Annotated in this window: 11 protein-coding genes; 4 read left to right on the top strand and 7 right to left on the bottom strand. The window is 38.8% G+C overall.

The window, feature by feature from the left end; translation table 11 throughout:
- Positions 1-37: 37 nt before the first annotated feature.
- The 4 genes from KJA58_RS01685 to KJA58_RS01670 form a co-directional block, all read right to left on the bottom strand.
- Entirely contained in the window at positions 38-673 is a 636-nt protein-coding gene (locus tag KJA58_RS01685; RefSeq protein WP_213357736.1) for a hypothetical protein, read from the bottom strand.
- 23 nt (positions 674-696) lie between these two features.
- Positions 697-1,347 carry an inclusion membrane protein IncB gene (gene incB / locus KJA58_RS01680; protein ID WP_213357735.1) on the bottom strand — a complete coding sequence of 217 codons (651 nt, stop codon included), beginning with the start codon at positions 1,345-1,347 and terminating at the stop codon, positions 697-699.
- Between the two features lie 79 nt (positions 1,348-1,426).
- Positions 1,427-2,890 carry a sodium-dependent transporter gene (locus KJA58_RS01675; RefSeq protein WP_213357734.1) on the bottom strand — a complete coding sequence of 488 codons (1,464 nt, stop codon included), beginning with the start codon at positions 2,888-2,890 and terminating at the stop codon, positions 1,427-1,429.
- Positions 2,891-2,913: 23 nt separating this feature from the next.
- Positions 2,914-4,128 (bottom strand): dicarboxylate/amino acid:cation symporter, encoded by a 1,215-nt coding sequence (locus KJA58_RS01670; RefSeq protein ID WP_213357733.1) that lies wholly within the window; start codon positions 4,126-4,128, stop codon positions 2,914-2,916.
- Between the two features lie 111 nt (positions 4,129-4,239).
- Here KJA58_RS01670 and KJA58_RS01665 point away from each other — a divergent pair, with 111 nt between their 5' ends.
- The 3 genes from KJA58_RS01665 to mgtE all read left to right on the top strand — a co-directional run bounded on the left by KJA58_RS01665 (position 4,240) and on the right by mgtE (position 9,033).
- Positions 4,240-5,310 (top strand): hypothetical protein, encoded by a 1,071-nt coding sequence (locus KJA58_RS01665; protein WP_213357732.1) that lies wholly within the window; start codon positions 4,240-4,242, stop codon positions 5,308-5,310.
- 152 nt (positions 5,311-5,462) lie between these two features.
- A complete protein-coding gene (locus KJA58_RS01660) occupies positions 5,463-7,550 on the top strand; it encodes a tetratricopeptide repeat protein (protein ID WP_213357731.1) in 2,088 nt (695 codons plus the stop codon).
- A gap of 73 nt (positions 7,551-7,623) precedes the next feature.
- Positions 7,624-9,033 (top strand): magnesium transporter, encoded by a 1,410-nt coding sequence (gene mgtE, locus KJA58_RS01655; RefSeq protein ID WP_425513809.1) that lies wholly within the window; start codon positions 7,624-7,626, stop codon positions 9,031-9,033.
- A gap of 15 nt (positions 9,034-9,048) precedes the next feature.
- Here the strand turns inward: mgtE and KJA58_RS01650 are convergent, their stop codons facing one another.
- The 3 genes from KJA58_RS01650 to KJA58_RS01640 form a co-directional block, all read right to left on the bottom strand.
- The gene (locus tag KJA58_RS01650) at positions 9,049-10,170 is read right to left on the bottom strand and encodes an MFS transporter (RefSeq protein ID WP_213357729.1); all 1,122 of its coding nucleotides are present in this window, start codon (positions 10,168-10,170) and stop codon (positions 9,049-9,051) included.
- A gap of 157 nt (positions 10,171-10,327) precedes the next feature.
- Positions 10,328-11,797: a hypothetical protein gene (locus tag KJA58_RS01645; RefSeq protein WP_213357728.1), complete on the bottom strand. Its 1,470-nt coding sequence runs from the start codon at positions 11,795-11,797 to the stop codon at positions 10,328-10,330.
- A gap of 137 nt (positions 11,798-11,934) precedes the next feature.
- The gene (locus KJA58_RS01640) at positions 11,935-12,534 is read right to left on the bottom strand and encodes an LOG family protein (RefSeq protein ID WP_213357727.1); all 600 of its coding nucleotides are present in this window, start codon (positions 12,532-12,534) and stop codon (positions 11,935-11,937) included.
- Between the two features lie 295 nt (positions 12,535-12,829).
- Between KJA58_RS01640 and KJA58_RS01635 the strand changes: the two genes are divergently transcribed.
- Positions 12,830-14,320 carry a CT214 family putative inclusion membrane protein gene (locus tag KJA58_RS01635; RefSeq protein ID WP_213357726.1) on the top strand — a complete coding sequence of 497 codons (1,491 nt, stop codon included), beginning with the start codon at positions 12,830-12,832 and terminating at the stop codon, positions 14,318-14,320.
- Positions 14,321-14,325 lie beyond the last annotated feature (5 nt).

Here is a 14,325-nt window from a genome sequence, read left to right as displayed (position 1 = left end):
AACAACTTCTAATTAAAAAATTAAAAAATGTTTATAATTAATTTGTTCCAATAGAAGAATTGTATCGGACTTGTTTAGAGGCGTATAGGCTGATACTTATCACGCTAATGGTACATATTATAGCAGCTATAGAGGCACTCACTATAGTCCAAACAAGATTTGCTTGTCCCTGCATTAGACAAGTAACTTGAGGCAAGATCCCCATCAATCCTAGAACGCAAAGAACAATAGCGGCCACGGCAACCAGAGTAATAGAGAGCAAAAGAGCCGCTAAAAACACTGGACCGCAAGAGGAAGTCGGCAAGGGTCTGACAAAGCGGCTATTTTTCCTTATAGAGAAGGTATCCTCTTTGATTGCTCTAATTTCTGCAGACTGTTGAGCTAGCTGAGATCGTATCAAAGAAATTTCTTGAGCTAACGCTTCAGGAGAAGCTGCTCCAGAGGGGGAGGGCATAGTCCAAAAAGGCATACCCCCGGCCGAGTGCATAAAATAACCTCCGGCCCCTCCACTAGTCCCTCCGGGTCGCGCCGCAAGCAACCTGCTAAGGGTCTCCGTAGAGATATTCACTATATTACCCCCAGCGGAAGAAACCTCTGAATCCACATCCTGATCTCCAACGAAAAGAGCTCCCTTTTTCCCAACCTGACTCGTATTTCCTGTTACTGCCGTCATAAATGCTTCCTTTTACAAAATAGCTATATACAGAACCCTCTTTGAGATGGGTCCGTTCCTTCTCTACTAGGAACTCTACTAAGTTCCACACGGTACGAGTGGGCGTTCAAAATCATGTAGGTGGCCAAAATGCTTAACGTCACGACAGTCGAAGAGACGCTAGCCAAAATGGGTAGAGAAACAATAGCACCCAAGGAGCAGGCATTTAATATAGTCATTAACAGAGGGAATCCTCCACACGCAGCCACTAAGCAGCAGGCTAATATAGTGATCGATACAAGCGCTATAATAGTAAGTAATAGGGCGGACAAACTCTCGCAGCAGCCGGGCTTGTTTTGGTATACCGTAGCCTGCAACTCCTCGGTAGGAGAAGGTTTAGAGGATATTGTTTGAGAGCGTTTTGCTTCTTCAAATAACTCCATAGCCATAGCTTTGACCCCCGCCAACTCATCTCGGAGAAGGTCCAAATTTCTTTTTGATTCCTGAGAAACTCTGCACCTTTCCTCTAGGCCAGATCTAATACTAGCCATCTCAGAGCAAAGAGCTTCGTACTGCTGAGTCTGTTGCTGCACGAATCCCGCTCCAAGATGCTGCTGGTGAGCCTCAACAGGGTTCCAGCCGCCAACAAGTCCTTGCATAGGAGCAGCGTAAGGATTAGGGGCAGAGTGTGTCATAAGAAACCTACTATTCCAGAGTTTACTACAGAGAATTAAGGGGGAAAAGGTTATTGGAAAAAAGCTTTATTGTCTATTTTTAATTTTTATTGAACATCTTTCGAAAAACCGGAGACAAACAGAGTATTATAACTAAAGCGCCTCCCCACTGGAAAAGCAAGTTAACAAAACTGCCCCCAAAAAAGGGGTTCCACCATTGCCTATTAATAAACAGGCTTTCTCCAACATACCATAGCAGTAGGCCTATACCCAAGAGAGGGATTATGTATTTTACAGAGATAATAAATTTATTTCCTACTCGGATATCCTTGGGGGCACTGTTCGTGACATTTTCTACTAACTTTTTTAATCCATATTTGTACGCAGCAAAAATCATAAGCAGCCCATTAATAATTAACGCTATTCCCCAAACATAATCTTGATTAAAGAAGACTTTTGCACTAATTGCTGAAGGAACTCCCAAGATAAAGATAATTCCTGAAGCTATAGAAACGGCGTGCCTTTTGGCGACTCTCAAATCTTCGAGAGAATTTGATAAAAGAAATAGCATAGAGATCATAGACGACAAAGCCGCCATTGAAAAGGCAAGAAAGAATACCGCAGAGAAGACACCAGAGAACCAAGAGGGCCCTGGTAAGTTCGTGAATAGAAAGGGTAGATAAATAAAGGTCAACCCCAAACTAGAACTTCCTCTCCCAGAAATCAGATCGCCTATCCCTTGGGCGCTCAAGCTAGAAGCTGCAGAAAAAATAACAACGGCCATAAGCAAAGAAACGATGTTGTTCAACACTGCTGTTACAATCCCATCTAACACTATGGTTTCTTTTTTTCTTGCAAAACCCGCATAAACAAATAAAAGACCCCATCCGGCCCCAGTATCCCAAGCGTTTTGGCTTAAGGCTTCTATCCATAGATTAAGTTGTAGAAGATGTTTAAAGTCACAACGAAACAAGCTCTTCATCCCGTCAAAAGACTGAGGAAGAGACAACGCTTGCAGAAGAAAAAACAGCAAACAAACAAAAAAAGCGGGAATCAAAATTCTATTGCAACGTTCAACCCCATTAACAACCCCTTTCCGTACTATCTGATATGCCATTCCTGTGGAAAATAAATGTGCAGCAACAGGCCAAAAACTTTTCTGATACCCCTCCCACAGGCCAGAAAAATCGACACCCTTACTTAAAGATCCTAACATAGAGTAAGTGAAATAGGAAAACCCCCACCCAACAACAACAGAGTAATATGCCGCTATACAAGTGGTTACAACGGTTATAAATCCCCCCAAGCCAACAAATTTCTCTCCAAGAATATTTGCAAAGGCTTTAATGGGGGAGGATCTAGCAAGCTTTCCTAAAGACAATTCCGTAATAATCAGAGGAATAGACCATACAAAAAGAAAGGCTAGCCAAGCGACAAGAAACGCTCCACTATGATTTTGTGCAACAATCCTCGGGAATCTCCATATATTTCCAGCTCCAATAGCTATTCCCATCATAGACACTATGAATCCAAACCTGGAACCAAAGCGACGCGATCCTTCCATCTATGAACTACTCCTTTTAAGTATTAGTTTATTCTTTGACGAGATAAAGCTTTATCGACAACTGCGGTAACGCAACAATCCGACCAGACATTTAACGATGTTTCTATCATGTCTAGGAACGCATAAAAGGGGAGGATTGTTCCTAAAATCTGCAAAGACACGCCCATAGAGCTCAACAAAGCAGAGCTTAGGAAGAAACATCCCATAGGCACTCCAGCGTTTCCAACAGCAGCCAAGGTTGCTATCCCTACCCACACTGCTAGTTCTAAAGGAGTAAACAAAATATGATTGAACTGACAGGCGAATAAGACGGTGATAAGAATAAATGCTGCGCATCCATTCATGTTGATAACGGAACACAGAGGAAGTGAAAACCTAGAGATTTCAGGAGTAATTTTCAATTTTTCTTCCGATAGCTCCATTGTCAAGGGCAGGGTAGCTGAAGAAGATTTTGAAAAAAAAGCGGCAACCAAAGCTGGAAGCACTCCTTTAACAACCTTCAGAGGAGAAATTTTATGAAGTTTCAGCAAGAAAGGCAGAACTATAATTCCTTGTATCAAGTTAGCAGCTACGATGCAGGTCAAATAAAGAGCTAAACCTGATATAGACTTTTCCAACTTCATATCTTTAACAAATAAAACAGAAAAAGCAGTAACAACCAAAGGAAGCAAAGAAACAGCTCCCTTAGCCACCTTGAGTAAAAGAGAAAACAGAGCCGTAGACAACCTGTGTACAAAGTCTTGTTCAGTCTCTGCTATGAATAATGAAGCGATTCCCAAAAGAGATGCTAACACGAACACAGCAATAACATTGCCTTCCAATAGAGGTTTGATAAAATTATCTGGAAAGGCGTTAGCAAAAATGGCCAGATACCCCGATGCTGACAAGGCTTCGCTACCATCAAAAATTTTTCCCGCAAGCATCTGACCTTGAGGTCGAATAATCAGGATATACAAAGCAAGTCCTACCGCAGCTGCTATAACCGTTGTTAACAAGGTATATTTTGCTACTTTTTTACCAAGGATAAGTACGGTTCTGATTTGTCTAAAGCTAGAAAGAGTGGAGATTATTGACAAGAAAACAAGCGGAACCCCTATTAGTTTAAGCGTCTTAATGAACAAGTTAGAAACAGCCTCTGCAAGAAAAATAACTTGAGGGCTGTTACACATCCCCAAACAAATCCCTACAAAAAACGCGATCAAGAGAACTATCATTTGTTTCAAGGAATTTCTGTTCATTTTAATAAAACCATTTAATTTTTATTTTAATCATCTTGTTGTTAATCAAACGCCAAGCTATAATAGCGCACTCTACTATTTTTAATTACCTGATTCTTCCATGTCTTCATCATGAGTTGCATTTCTGCTAATAATACTCCCATGACTCCAGAAAGATTCCCCTCAAAAGAATCCTGGAAAGAGGGGTATCACTCGTTTTTAAAATGCTCAAAGATAACAGCTTTTTCTCCCAAAGAAAAACTACCTTACAAGGTTGATAGTTTGTTTAGGATTTTTTGCGTGGTTTCTCTCACTATCTTTATGGCTGTATTTTTTTCTCTGTCTCTTTCTAATCTTCTTGTTTCTTCTACCCTTTCCTTATCTAATCCAGCGCTAATCGTTGCAACAGTCTTGCCTCTCTATTGCATAACTTCTGCTATGCTTGTTTTTGCAAAAATTATTTGTAAAAAGGATATTTTCACTAACACTCCTATTAATCCATTTTCTAACAGATACTGGCTACATCTACCACACGTAAGAGCTTATCAGACAAGCAAAGAAACTCAATACCACCCCGTCTTTCCTACCTATGTAGACACATCAACTCTAGACAAAAATGGATCAGGGATTGCTTGTGGATACTACTTTATAAGAGAAGGAGAATTGCGTCTAGCTCACTCTGTTCTTCAAATGATCGCAGTGCCATTAGAAGTCATTGCGAAGATAGTTTATCATGTATTTCGCTTTCTTATTATCCCTTTTTATATCATCTATAAGATGGTCAAAAGCTACTTCTCTCAGAAAAAACATGCACCCTCTTTCTGCCCTGGAGATATTTTCAAGGAGCAAGCGCGTTCCATATATTACATACTAAGAGCCCCAGGATATGGAGCCGCTCATCTGATAGCCCTTTTTTATTCATTTATTGACCCTCTGGCGGGTCGCTTAGCCATCAGCTGTGTTGAAAGGGATTGGAACGATGATATTATTCGCTCAAGAGGATTATGGCTTGTTAAACCTGAAAGAAACTTTATTTTTGAAGGAGGGGGAGAAAAAGGATCCCTAAGTAAACATTCTTTCTACTTAATGGGATGTTTACAACCTGCCGCTTTATTCCTTTTTGAAAATGGTAGCATGGTGTCGGCTACAGTGCCTTCGGCTCAATCCTTCTCCAATATAAATATCTCTGTTTATCCGATATGAGGTTTATAAAAAACGCCGAAACAAATCAATTTTTTGACGACAACTATTCCAATAAGGCTCATTATCAACACACAGCACAATAGGTTAAATAGAGTCTTTATTAATTCCTTTGTTTTTAGTAAATTACCCAAGTTTCTGCTTAGTTTTAGGTTATGGAAAGTAAAACCCCGGAATTACCAACTCTCAAAGCGCCTGACACCCAGGAAGGCACAAAGCCTTTCTTTGAATTTCTCATCTCTGAACTTCGGGATCTTTTAGAAAACGACTCTTTGCCCGAAGAGGAGAGAGAAACGGCTTTCCACGCTCTAGCAAAAACTGTGGAAAAATTGGAGAAGGAGGAGCGCTTTCGCAGCTTTGTTAAGCTTGGCCAGAAGCTAGGGGTCAAGCTTCAAAGTGCTAAGGTGCTACACGCTGTATGCCGTTTTGCCGAAGATTATATAAAACATTTCAATAATACTATAGATACTTATGATCGGATAGCCATCACTTTAATTCACGCTTCTTCCTGCTTCGAAATATATCAAATTACCAGACAAGAAAGCTTCTTAAACTGTTCGTTGGTCGGATTTCAAAACATTCAGCAAATATTAAACTTTTTTCCTCAACTAGATTTATTTTTGACTTCCTCCCATTTCGACTACGAAGAAAAGTCATCCGAACCTTCAACTCTCGAAAGTTCTGTTAACTACAATACTATAGGCAGAGCTTACCTGGAGGCCTATTACCTTTCTAAAGAGAACGAACATATCTTTTTAGCTCAAAAATTTTTAGAAAAAGCCCTCTACTTATATCCGACGAACTCTCTTTTCAAAATTAGTTATGCAGAGTTGTTGATAACCTTAGGAGATAGAACAGGAAGCTCAAAATTCGCACAAAAAGCTGTCTCTCTTTTATCTTCGGCTATTTTTCAGACCTTCAATAGATTCACTGTATCCCCCTTGTATACTAGAGGACGATATCTCTACGCCAGGGCTCTTGAAATGTTATTTCGTCTCACATACTGCGTGACATACTTCAATAAGGCTAATGAGGCCTTTAGAGAGATTGCGCAAGAATCTCCCTCTAATGAGAACCTTTGGCTTCTGTGGGGGAGCATGCTGATATCTTTTGGCATATTTAGCCAGAACCCTATGTATGTTGAGTCAGGATTGGACAAACTTTCTTTTCTGAAAGGGAAAACAACAAGTCCTATGACTCTTACTAGGGAGCTAGCTGTAGGCATAGCGGTTTTAGGCTTATATCTAGAAGAGCCAACCTTGTTTCAAGAAAGTAAATATCGGATTATTTCAACGTTAAAGCTATTCCCTGAAAACATTAAGTTACTTCCCGCATTGGGAGTTACTCAACTATGCGATGCTATATATTTTTCCGATGATGAAAAATTTTCTGTGGCGATCTCTTGTCTACTCACAGCCTTAGAAGACGATGAAACTGTTGATGTTCTTGAAAGACTTTTTGATGCCTACTTGGCATGGGGAATGCAGAAGAAGAGCTCCATTTTATTAAAAAAAGGTTTGGCCATTGCTGAAAGACTTTGTCAATTACGACCCGAAGTATTTATTTTTTGGAGAGATCGAGGCAAAATTCTTTTTCTGTTAGCTAAATACATGTCAGACACTCCTTATGCGGAACTTTTCTTGGAAGAATCCTTGCTATATTACTCCAAAGCATGGGAGCTTTCTCAAGAAGAAAGCGTTCTAGAAGCTTGGGGAATTACCTTAAGAGAACTTGGCGCTTTAAAAAAAAATAAAGATTTATACAACCAAGCTCTGAATTTTTTTCATTCCCTACAAAAAGAATCTAGACACCACCTAAAGTATACGTTGGAGCTAGTGGAAACCTATATTTCACTAGCAGAAAATTTAGCAAGCCCAGAAAGTGCAGAAAAAGCTGTGACACTTTTAAATGCTTATGAGGTAGATAGGAGGGATGATGAGGATGTATTGCTATTACTAGGAAGAGCCTATTTGCTCCTTTCGATAGAAAAAGACAAAGCTTTCTCTAGAGTTGCAGAGAAAACTCTAATAAGATGCGTTGAAAAAGGATGCCTGGAAGCTCTCTATCCTCTGTCTAAACTTTACGCCACTCTAGGAGAAAAGGACCGGGCAATAAAGCTCTTTCACAAAGCTTTGGATAGTGGCTCCGATATTTCGTGGTCGCAAGTACAACAAGATAAAGTTTTTGATAAAATGAATTTAAAAAAGGTTTTTTCATCCGCTTTAAGAAACAAACAAATGTAACAAGGTTATAGTGTTTATGGGAGACTTAAATAGGAGCGATCACGAAAAAGTTGATTCTGGATCCGGACATCTTATGGACACAAAAACCAGTCATCTTGACGACGAGTTGAGCTTTAAGCTAGAAAAAGCTTTTGATCATTTGTCCTCGACGGATGTTCATTCTCATGACGTAGCTAAGATTGTAGCAGAATATAATCCTATCGACTTGGCTTATGCTGTTTCTGGGCTTCCTTCGGCTTCTAGAGCCATCCTATACAAGAATCTTTCTTGTATTTCTTCGAAGGTAGCTTTCATTATCAATACAGACTCTGCATCAAGATGGGCTATCTTTCGAAAACTCTCAGATACAGAAGTATGCTCTCTTATCGAACAAATGCCTCCGGATGAAGCCGTCTGGGTTCTTGATGATATCCCTGATAGACGTTACCGAAGGATTTTAGATCTTATAGACTCTAAAAAAGCTCAAAAAATTAAAGACTTGCAAAAACATGGCAGGAATACAGCTGGTCGTTTAATGACTAATGAATTTTTCGCTTTCCCTATGGAAACAACTTTGCAAGACGTTTCTGCCTGCATTCGTAATAATCCTGGTATAGACCTCACAAGACTGATTTTCGTCCTTGATTTTAAAGGAGAGCTACAGGGCGTTGTTACAGATAGGAGCCTCATTATTAATCCACCAGAAGTATCTCTAAAGCAAATCATGCATCAAGTTGAACATAAAGTACTTCCTGATGCTACGAGAGAAGAGGTTGTAGATATAGTTGAGAGATACAAAATCGCTGCATTGCCGGTTGTTGATGAGGATAATTTTCTTATAGGGGCCATTACCTATGAAGATGTTGTCGAAACTATAGAAGACATAGCCGATGAAACTATAGCTAGAATGGCCGGAACAACAGAGGATTTGGGTTATCATAACTGCCATATATTTCAACGCTTTTTATTACGCGCTCCTTGGCTACTTTTTACTTTAGTTGCGGGGTTAACAAGCGCCTCTGCTATGGCATATTTCCAAAGATTAGCTCCCAAGCTACTGTCACTCATCATGTTCTTCATTCCTCTCATTAACGGAATGTCAGGAAACGTGGGTGTTCAATGTAGTACCATACTTGTCCGTAGCATGGCAACAGGGACACTTCCCTGTGGACGAAGGAGAGAAACTATTTTCAAAGAAATGGGAATAGGCCTGCTTACAGGTGTTATTTTAGGAGTTCTTTGTGGCCTCGTAGTTTATGGGGCTAGTTTCTTGGGATTTTTCTCTGGAAACAATCTTCAGTTAGGAGTGACTGTTGCAACAGGGATTTTAGGCGCATCTCTGACAGCTACAACCTTAGGAGTCCTATCTCCGTTTTTCTTTGTTAAAATAGGCGTAGATCCGGCACTAGCTTCTGGACCAATAGTCACAGCTTTAAATGATATTATGTCTATGTTGATGTTCTTTGTGATTACAGGAATTGTCAATGCTATTTTCTTTAACTAGAACCCCTAGCTTAGCTTATTCCTGAGAGTATTCCTCTGAGCTCTCTTCCCTTTGTTGACGTTCATCTTTCTCTTCTTGCGAGGAAGCGTCATCTTGTTCTTGTTGTTTTTTGTCTCTTGTTCCTTTTTCTACATTAGAAACTTTTTCTCCAGCCACTCCACCAGAAATAACCTTTCCCGAAACAGCCGAAGACTCTATTACAACAAAAGAGGGGATAGAGAACTGAGTGGATTTTATTCCTTCATCTTTCTGAGAAAGTCTTTCTTTTGCTTTTTCTTTTTGCGACAATTCTTCTAATTTGGATTTCAAAATATAATTCTCTTGAACTAGCTCCATAAGCCTCTCGTTGAGTTCTACGAGGACATCGTTTCCTTTTATCGACTTGATCTGAGTTTTCTTTTCTAAGAGCAGTTTTCTTTCCAGCTCTAACTCTCTATTTTTTGATAAAGCTACTTGAAGAATTTGCTCTTGAAGCTCTCCGCTTATCTGACTATTAAGAGCTTCTTGTCTTTCAACTTTTTCTATAAGGAGAGCTCTCTCTTTGGTACGCAACTCCTCTGTCTCTTTTAAATCTTTTTCGGTAGCCTCTAAGCGTTTGATCAATCCTTGATTCTTTATTTTCAAACCATTGAACTGCTCTTGAATACTAGAAACTCTATCTCTATTTGAAGATATTTTTGATTCTAAGGAATCAATAAACTCCTCTTGAACTTTTAAGGTTTCTTTTAATGCGACCTCTCTTTCCTTGATTATTAGAATCTCTTTTTCTCTTTCAGATTCAGAAAACTCCAGAGAAGAAATTTTGTTCAATAAATCGGCTACAAGTCCTCGTCTTTTATCGAAATGCTCGGATAGTCTAGAAGAAACCAAAACCATAATAGATATGGTCAGGAGGGCCACTCCAAAAGAGATAGTGGTTATTCCTAAAATAACGGAAGCAGTAACGGGAACTGCAGGGGAAGCTAATATCAAGAATAGCACACCAGAAACAACTACTATAACACCAAGAGCCAGCAATGTGATGGAAAGTAGAGATTTAGAGAAAGGCTGCCCCTTACTGGGAGCTTTAGAATTAAATAAAGAATCTGTATCTTGGAGCTTTAAAGGAAAATTAGATTCATTGTTTATAAAAGCCATTTCAATCACTCTTAAAAAGCTTAAAAATTAAATTTAAGTAATTGTAACACAGCAATTAATTAAACATCTAATTTAATAAACCTTTGTTAAAGTAGCTTAATAAAGACAATAAAGATTTCTTTATAAAGACTCCCAGCTTCTCAAGAAGAGGTAAAAATCACAAGAAACGCTTAAGCGCTTTAGAGCCAACCAATCTAAACATTAGCCAAGAAAAGGAGGCTTCCTTATTCCTTTTTTCTTCCTCAAAAATTTCAAGCGCCAGCTGATTAATGGCTTTACTAGATTCTCTAAGGAAAGAGTTCAATTGTTCAACTTTATTGCCACGACTCAATAATAGGAACTTCGTTTTAAGCTCCAGGACACCGGAATAAACTTTCTGTATGCTTAAGCAAAATAATGCTACGCCGGTCAAAATAGCTTTATCTTTAGGAGAGAACGGTGTTTGGGAGAGAGGCTCATTTTTGTTCTTTTTAAAAGAGAGTTTTTGGAGGGACGCTTGAGATTTGATCTTTAATTGGAATACTTTAATACCTCTAGAGACTTGATCCAGGTCTAGACTTGAAAGAACCTCTGAAACAACCTTTCCTTCTGCGCTTTCTATATCTTTTGGAAATCCTTCTGATGAAGTGAGTACAACGGGGGAGTAAGCTTCTGAAGCAGATTCTTCCTCTAGATTTTTATAACTTTTTACATCAGATTTTTTGAGCTTATTTTTTATCGTTTCAATAGCTGAATCTTCTGATTTTAAACTTTGTTCGACTCCCTCTCTACAAGGAGCTCCACTATGTAAATACTCTTGAAAATCCTTTTCGAGCTTTTTTAACCTGAATTCCGCTAAATTTTTCCTGCGTAAAACTTTTTCTTTTGAAAGACTTTCTCTGGACAACTGTAGGCGCAGTACATTGAGCTCCTCTTCCTTTTCCTTGTAAAAGTTTTTTGCTGATTTTGGAAGAAGATAATTGCTTAGGTACAACATCTGCAAAACACTGACACCTTCTGCTAGTAAAAAATGAGCCCTAAAAGCTGCTAGCCCAGCAAGAACGAAGGAAGAACTCAAAAAAGAAAAACCCATCAAAGCAATAGAACCCGAAAGAAAGCAGCTGGGAAAGGCTGCCAAGGCATACACCCCTGCCATTAATAATCCAACTCCAAGTACTACGGATGTTGCTGCTAATATGACTCTGCAAGGAAATAAGGGGTGCAGCCAAGCAACTTTTTGAGTTAAAATATAATCAGAAATAGTTGGAACTATCAAAGATAATGATATTTTACTCTGTCTATCAGAATGTGAGAATTTGCAATGATTTTTTCTTAAAAAAGAGTTAACAGTTTGGAAGCTACGAATCCTGGAAAAAGCTCTTTTCGATAAATAAACTACCGCGCCCACACAAGAAAAAAATCCAAGGGAAATGCCTAAAGAAGCTAAAGAAGAGCCCGCCACACCAAAAGAATGAGCCGACGCCATAGCTATAATTGCCCCCAAAACAACAATTATGGAGGCAACAAACAGAGCTAGACGATCCCCTTCTACTTTACGTCTTTGAATTCCGTAAACCTCCGGAAGAGGCTGAAATTTTTCTGGAAGACTCTCTAGTAAGTTAGACCTTACAATTTGACCAAAAGACATCTTGCCCAACAAGCTCGAACAGGGTTAACAACACCGACTAATAAAAAATTAACCATTAGCAAGCAATAGGGGAGGATACTAGCTGCAATTAATTGATTTCAAGCTGTTTATGCTCTCACGGACGCTGTTAGACGCTGTTATAAATTGTCTAGAAAAGATTTTATTGTGTGCACAATCTCTTCTTCGCTGTCCAAAACTAACAACTTAGAAAAAACGTCAATCTCAGCATATTTATTTTGAAATATCTGGGTTTTAATCCATTCCAAAAGTGGATACCAAAAATTACTCCCAACAAGAATTGCTGGCCGAACAAGGAGTTGACCCACAGAAAATAAAGAAATAACTTCTGAAAGCTCATTAAAAGTTCCAAACCCTCCTGGGAAGAAAATATACGCAGCAGAGTTCTCTAGAATAACCCGCTTTTGAGCAGATAAATCTTTAAAAGAAAATATACACCCTGGAGAAAAGTAAGGATTAAAAGGAAACTCTTCAAAGTGGAGCACGTAGGACAAACCTGAACCCGAAAGGGCCCCAGAATTGGCCGCTTCCATTATACCATTTCCTCCTCCCGTGACTATGTTAAAACAGTCATTCGATAATCTTTCTGCCAACTTTTGAGCGAATAAATATTCCTTACTTTTTGGAGATACTTTATCTCCGCCAAAGAATGCTATAAGGGGATCGGAGTTAGACAAAAAAGCCCCGCCCATAGAAACCTCATCCTCTTTTTCTAGCATATATCCTCCGAAAAATAAACCATCGCACTGCTTTACTGCCTCTTTATAACTCTGGACCAAAGCTTTCAACAACAAAGACTCCACTCGAACAACCTAAAAAGAAATCTTAGAGACTTCTTTCAGGAAGAAGAGAAAACTTAGAAAGCAAAAATAACGCCTGAACCCCCAATCAAGATCTTTGTTTTATCTTCAAAGCCCCCCTCTACTCCTTATTGATTCTCAACGTTATTTTTTGCATAAAAACCTCTGCGAAGGGTATATTACAGCAATCATGATTTAGTAGGTTGGAATTCTTTTGGTTCCTAGTCTTAATTCTCTTGAAAACAATTCTCAGGCCAGGCACACCCTTTTTTCCTCCAGAGATTGCGTTATACTAGTTGTTCTTAAGGCATTAACTATCTTGTCTGTCACCATTATTTCTATTTTGGTCGCAACGGGCTGCTTTTCCTTGACAGGGGCTTCCATAGCCATTCCTATATCCATATTCTCTATATGGTTTCTTGGGATAACGCTACTCTTTTTTATTAACAAACGAGAGCTGTCCAAATTTAGTTCTTTTGATGAAAAAAAACTAATCTTTTCTCAAAGACAAAAGGACCTCATTAAATGGGGCATCTCTCAAAAAAAGCTTTTCTCACAAACACTGCAAGAATCTGACGTTTCTATATCGATATCCGTAGTTCCTTACCTAAGAGAATTCTTTCCCAAAGAAACTTTCAGCCAAAGAGTATCTGGCTTTCAAAAGGATTTTGACAACACTCTCAAAGAGATCTTCTCGACCATGGAACATGCCAAGAAAAACTTTAGCGGATTCTCAGATTTTCTAAAGAAAGAGTTTTTATATCTTTTTGGCCCCTCTGTAAAAAAACCCGACATCACCCCTAAACTCTTTCCCTGCAAGGATATCGTAGAAAATTTTGCCCTCACCTACTCTTTATCTGATATTCTCTGTTTCTGCGACGACAATCCAGAAACATGGAACATTTTGTCCGAAAAAATATTTCAAAGTGCTCAACAGGCTCATATCAGGTTTATTAAAAATAGAAGCCCGACCTTAACTTTAAAAGACTCGACTATCTACATATGTCGACTTTTAAATACTTGGTTCCTGGGGAAAACTCTTGAAGAGGGGACTTTGCATTCCTTGTCAGAATGTAAAAAGGAACTCTTATCGGAAGAACTCAAGCAAGCTCTTACCGGAGGAAACTTATGCAGATTCATCATTCATAAAGCATCCACTAAGGATTCAGATCCTCTTGTAGCCCTTTTCAAGGATCCAGAAGATTTAGATGCTCTTTCAGCAAAAAACAACGAAAGCCTAAGCATAGGTATAGGCAATCTAGGAAACAAAAATCCCAAACTGCAAACCTTTAAGAATGAACTAATCCAAAAACTATCCATTTATAATGCTATTTCTACGCCAGGATCCAGGCTATACTCCTACCATCTTTGGAAAAACAAAGACAAGCTACTAGAAGCGTATGAATTCATCAAAGAGAATTCAAAAACCATCCTAAATAACCCCATCATCGTATTAGAAATCATTCATAATGATGAAAATCTACAAAAGTTTATTAAAGAATTTCTACAGACTGGGTTCAACTTTGAAAAAATAAAGAAAATAATCCGTCCGATCATCTTGGGTGGAATTTCTAGCAGAAGTTTCACAAAAAAAGATATTCAATTATTCTGCAATCGATTTAACCTGGCCGAAAAATCTTTTTTGGAATCTGTATCTAATGGGACCTTGTTGCACCTTCTATTTCCAAAGTTATTCGAACAGTAGTCGAT

It is taken from the genome of Chlamydiifrater phoenicopteri (genome assembly GCF_902807005.1).
GTDB classification, from domain to species: Bacteria; Chlamydiota; Chlamydiia; order Chlamydiales; family Chlamydiaceae; genus Chlamydiifrater; species Chlamydiifrater phoenicopteri.
This window is presented reverse-complemented; position numbering and strand designations above follow the sequence as displayed.

What these genes read in the sequence shown, in the direction of transcription:
- KJA58_RS01685 (WP_213357736.1), bottom strand. Translation starts at nt 673, where the DNA reads ATGACGGCAGTAACAGGAAATACGAGTCAGGTTGGGAAAAAGGGAGCT.
- incB (WP_213357735.1), bottom strand. Translation starts at nt 1,347, where the DNA reads ATGACACACTCTGCCCCTAATCCTTACGCTGCTCCTATGCAAGGACTT.
- KJA58_RS01675 (WP_213357734.1), bottom strand. Translation starts at nt 2,890, where the DNA reads ATGGAAGGATCGCGTCGCTTTGGTTCCAGGTTTGGATTCATAGTGTCT.
- KJA58_RS01670 (WP_213357733.1), bottom strand. Translation starts at nt 4,128, where the DNA reads ATGAACAGAAATTCCTTGAAACAAATGATAGTTCTCTTGATCGCGTTT.
- KJA58_RS01665 (WP_213357732.1), top strand. Translation starts at nt 4,240, where the DNA reads ATGAGTTGCATTTCTGCTAATAATACTCCCATGACTCCAGAAAGATTC.
- KJA58_RS01660 (WP_213357731.1), top strand. Translation starts at nt 5,463, where the DNA reads ATGGAAAGTAAAACCCCGGAATTACCAACTCTCAAAGCGCCTGACACC.
- mgtE (WP_425513809.1), top strand. Translation starts at nt 7,624, where the DNA reads ATGGACACAAAAACCAGTCATCTTGACGACGAGTTGAGCTTTAAGCTA.
- KJA58_RS01650 (WP_213357729.1), bottom strand. Translation starts at nt 10,170, where the DNA reads ATGGCTTTTATAAACAATGAATCTAATTTTCCTTTAAAGCTCCAAGAT.
- KJA58_RS01645 (WP_213357728.1), bottom strand. Translation starts at nt 11,797, where the DNA reads ATGTCTTTTGGTCAAATTGTAAGGTCTAACTTACTAGAGAGTCTTCCA.
- KJA58_RS01640 (WP_213357727.1), bottom strand. Translation starts at nt 12,534, where the DNA reads ATGCTAGAAAAAGAGGATGAGGTTTCTATGGGCGGGGCTTTTTTGTCT.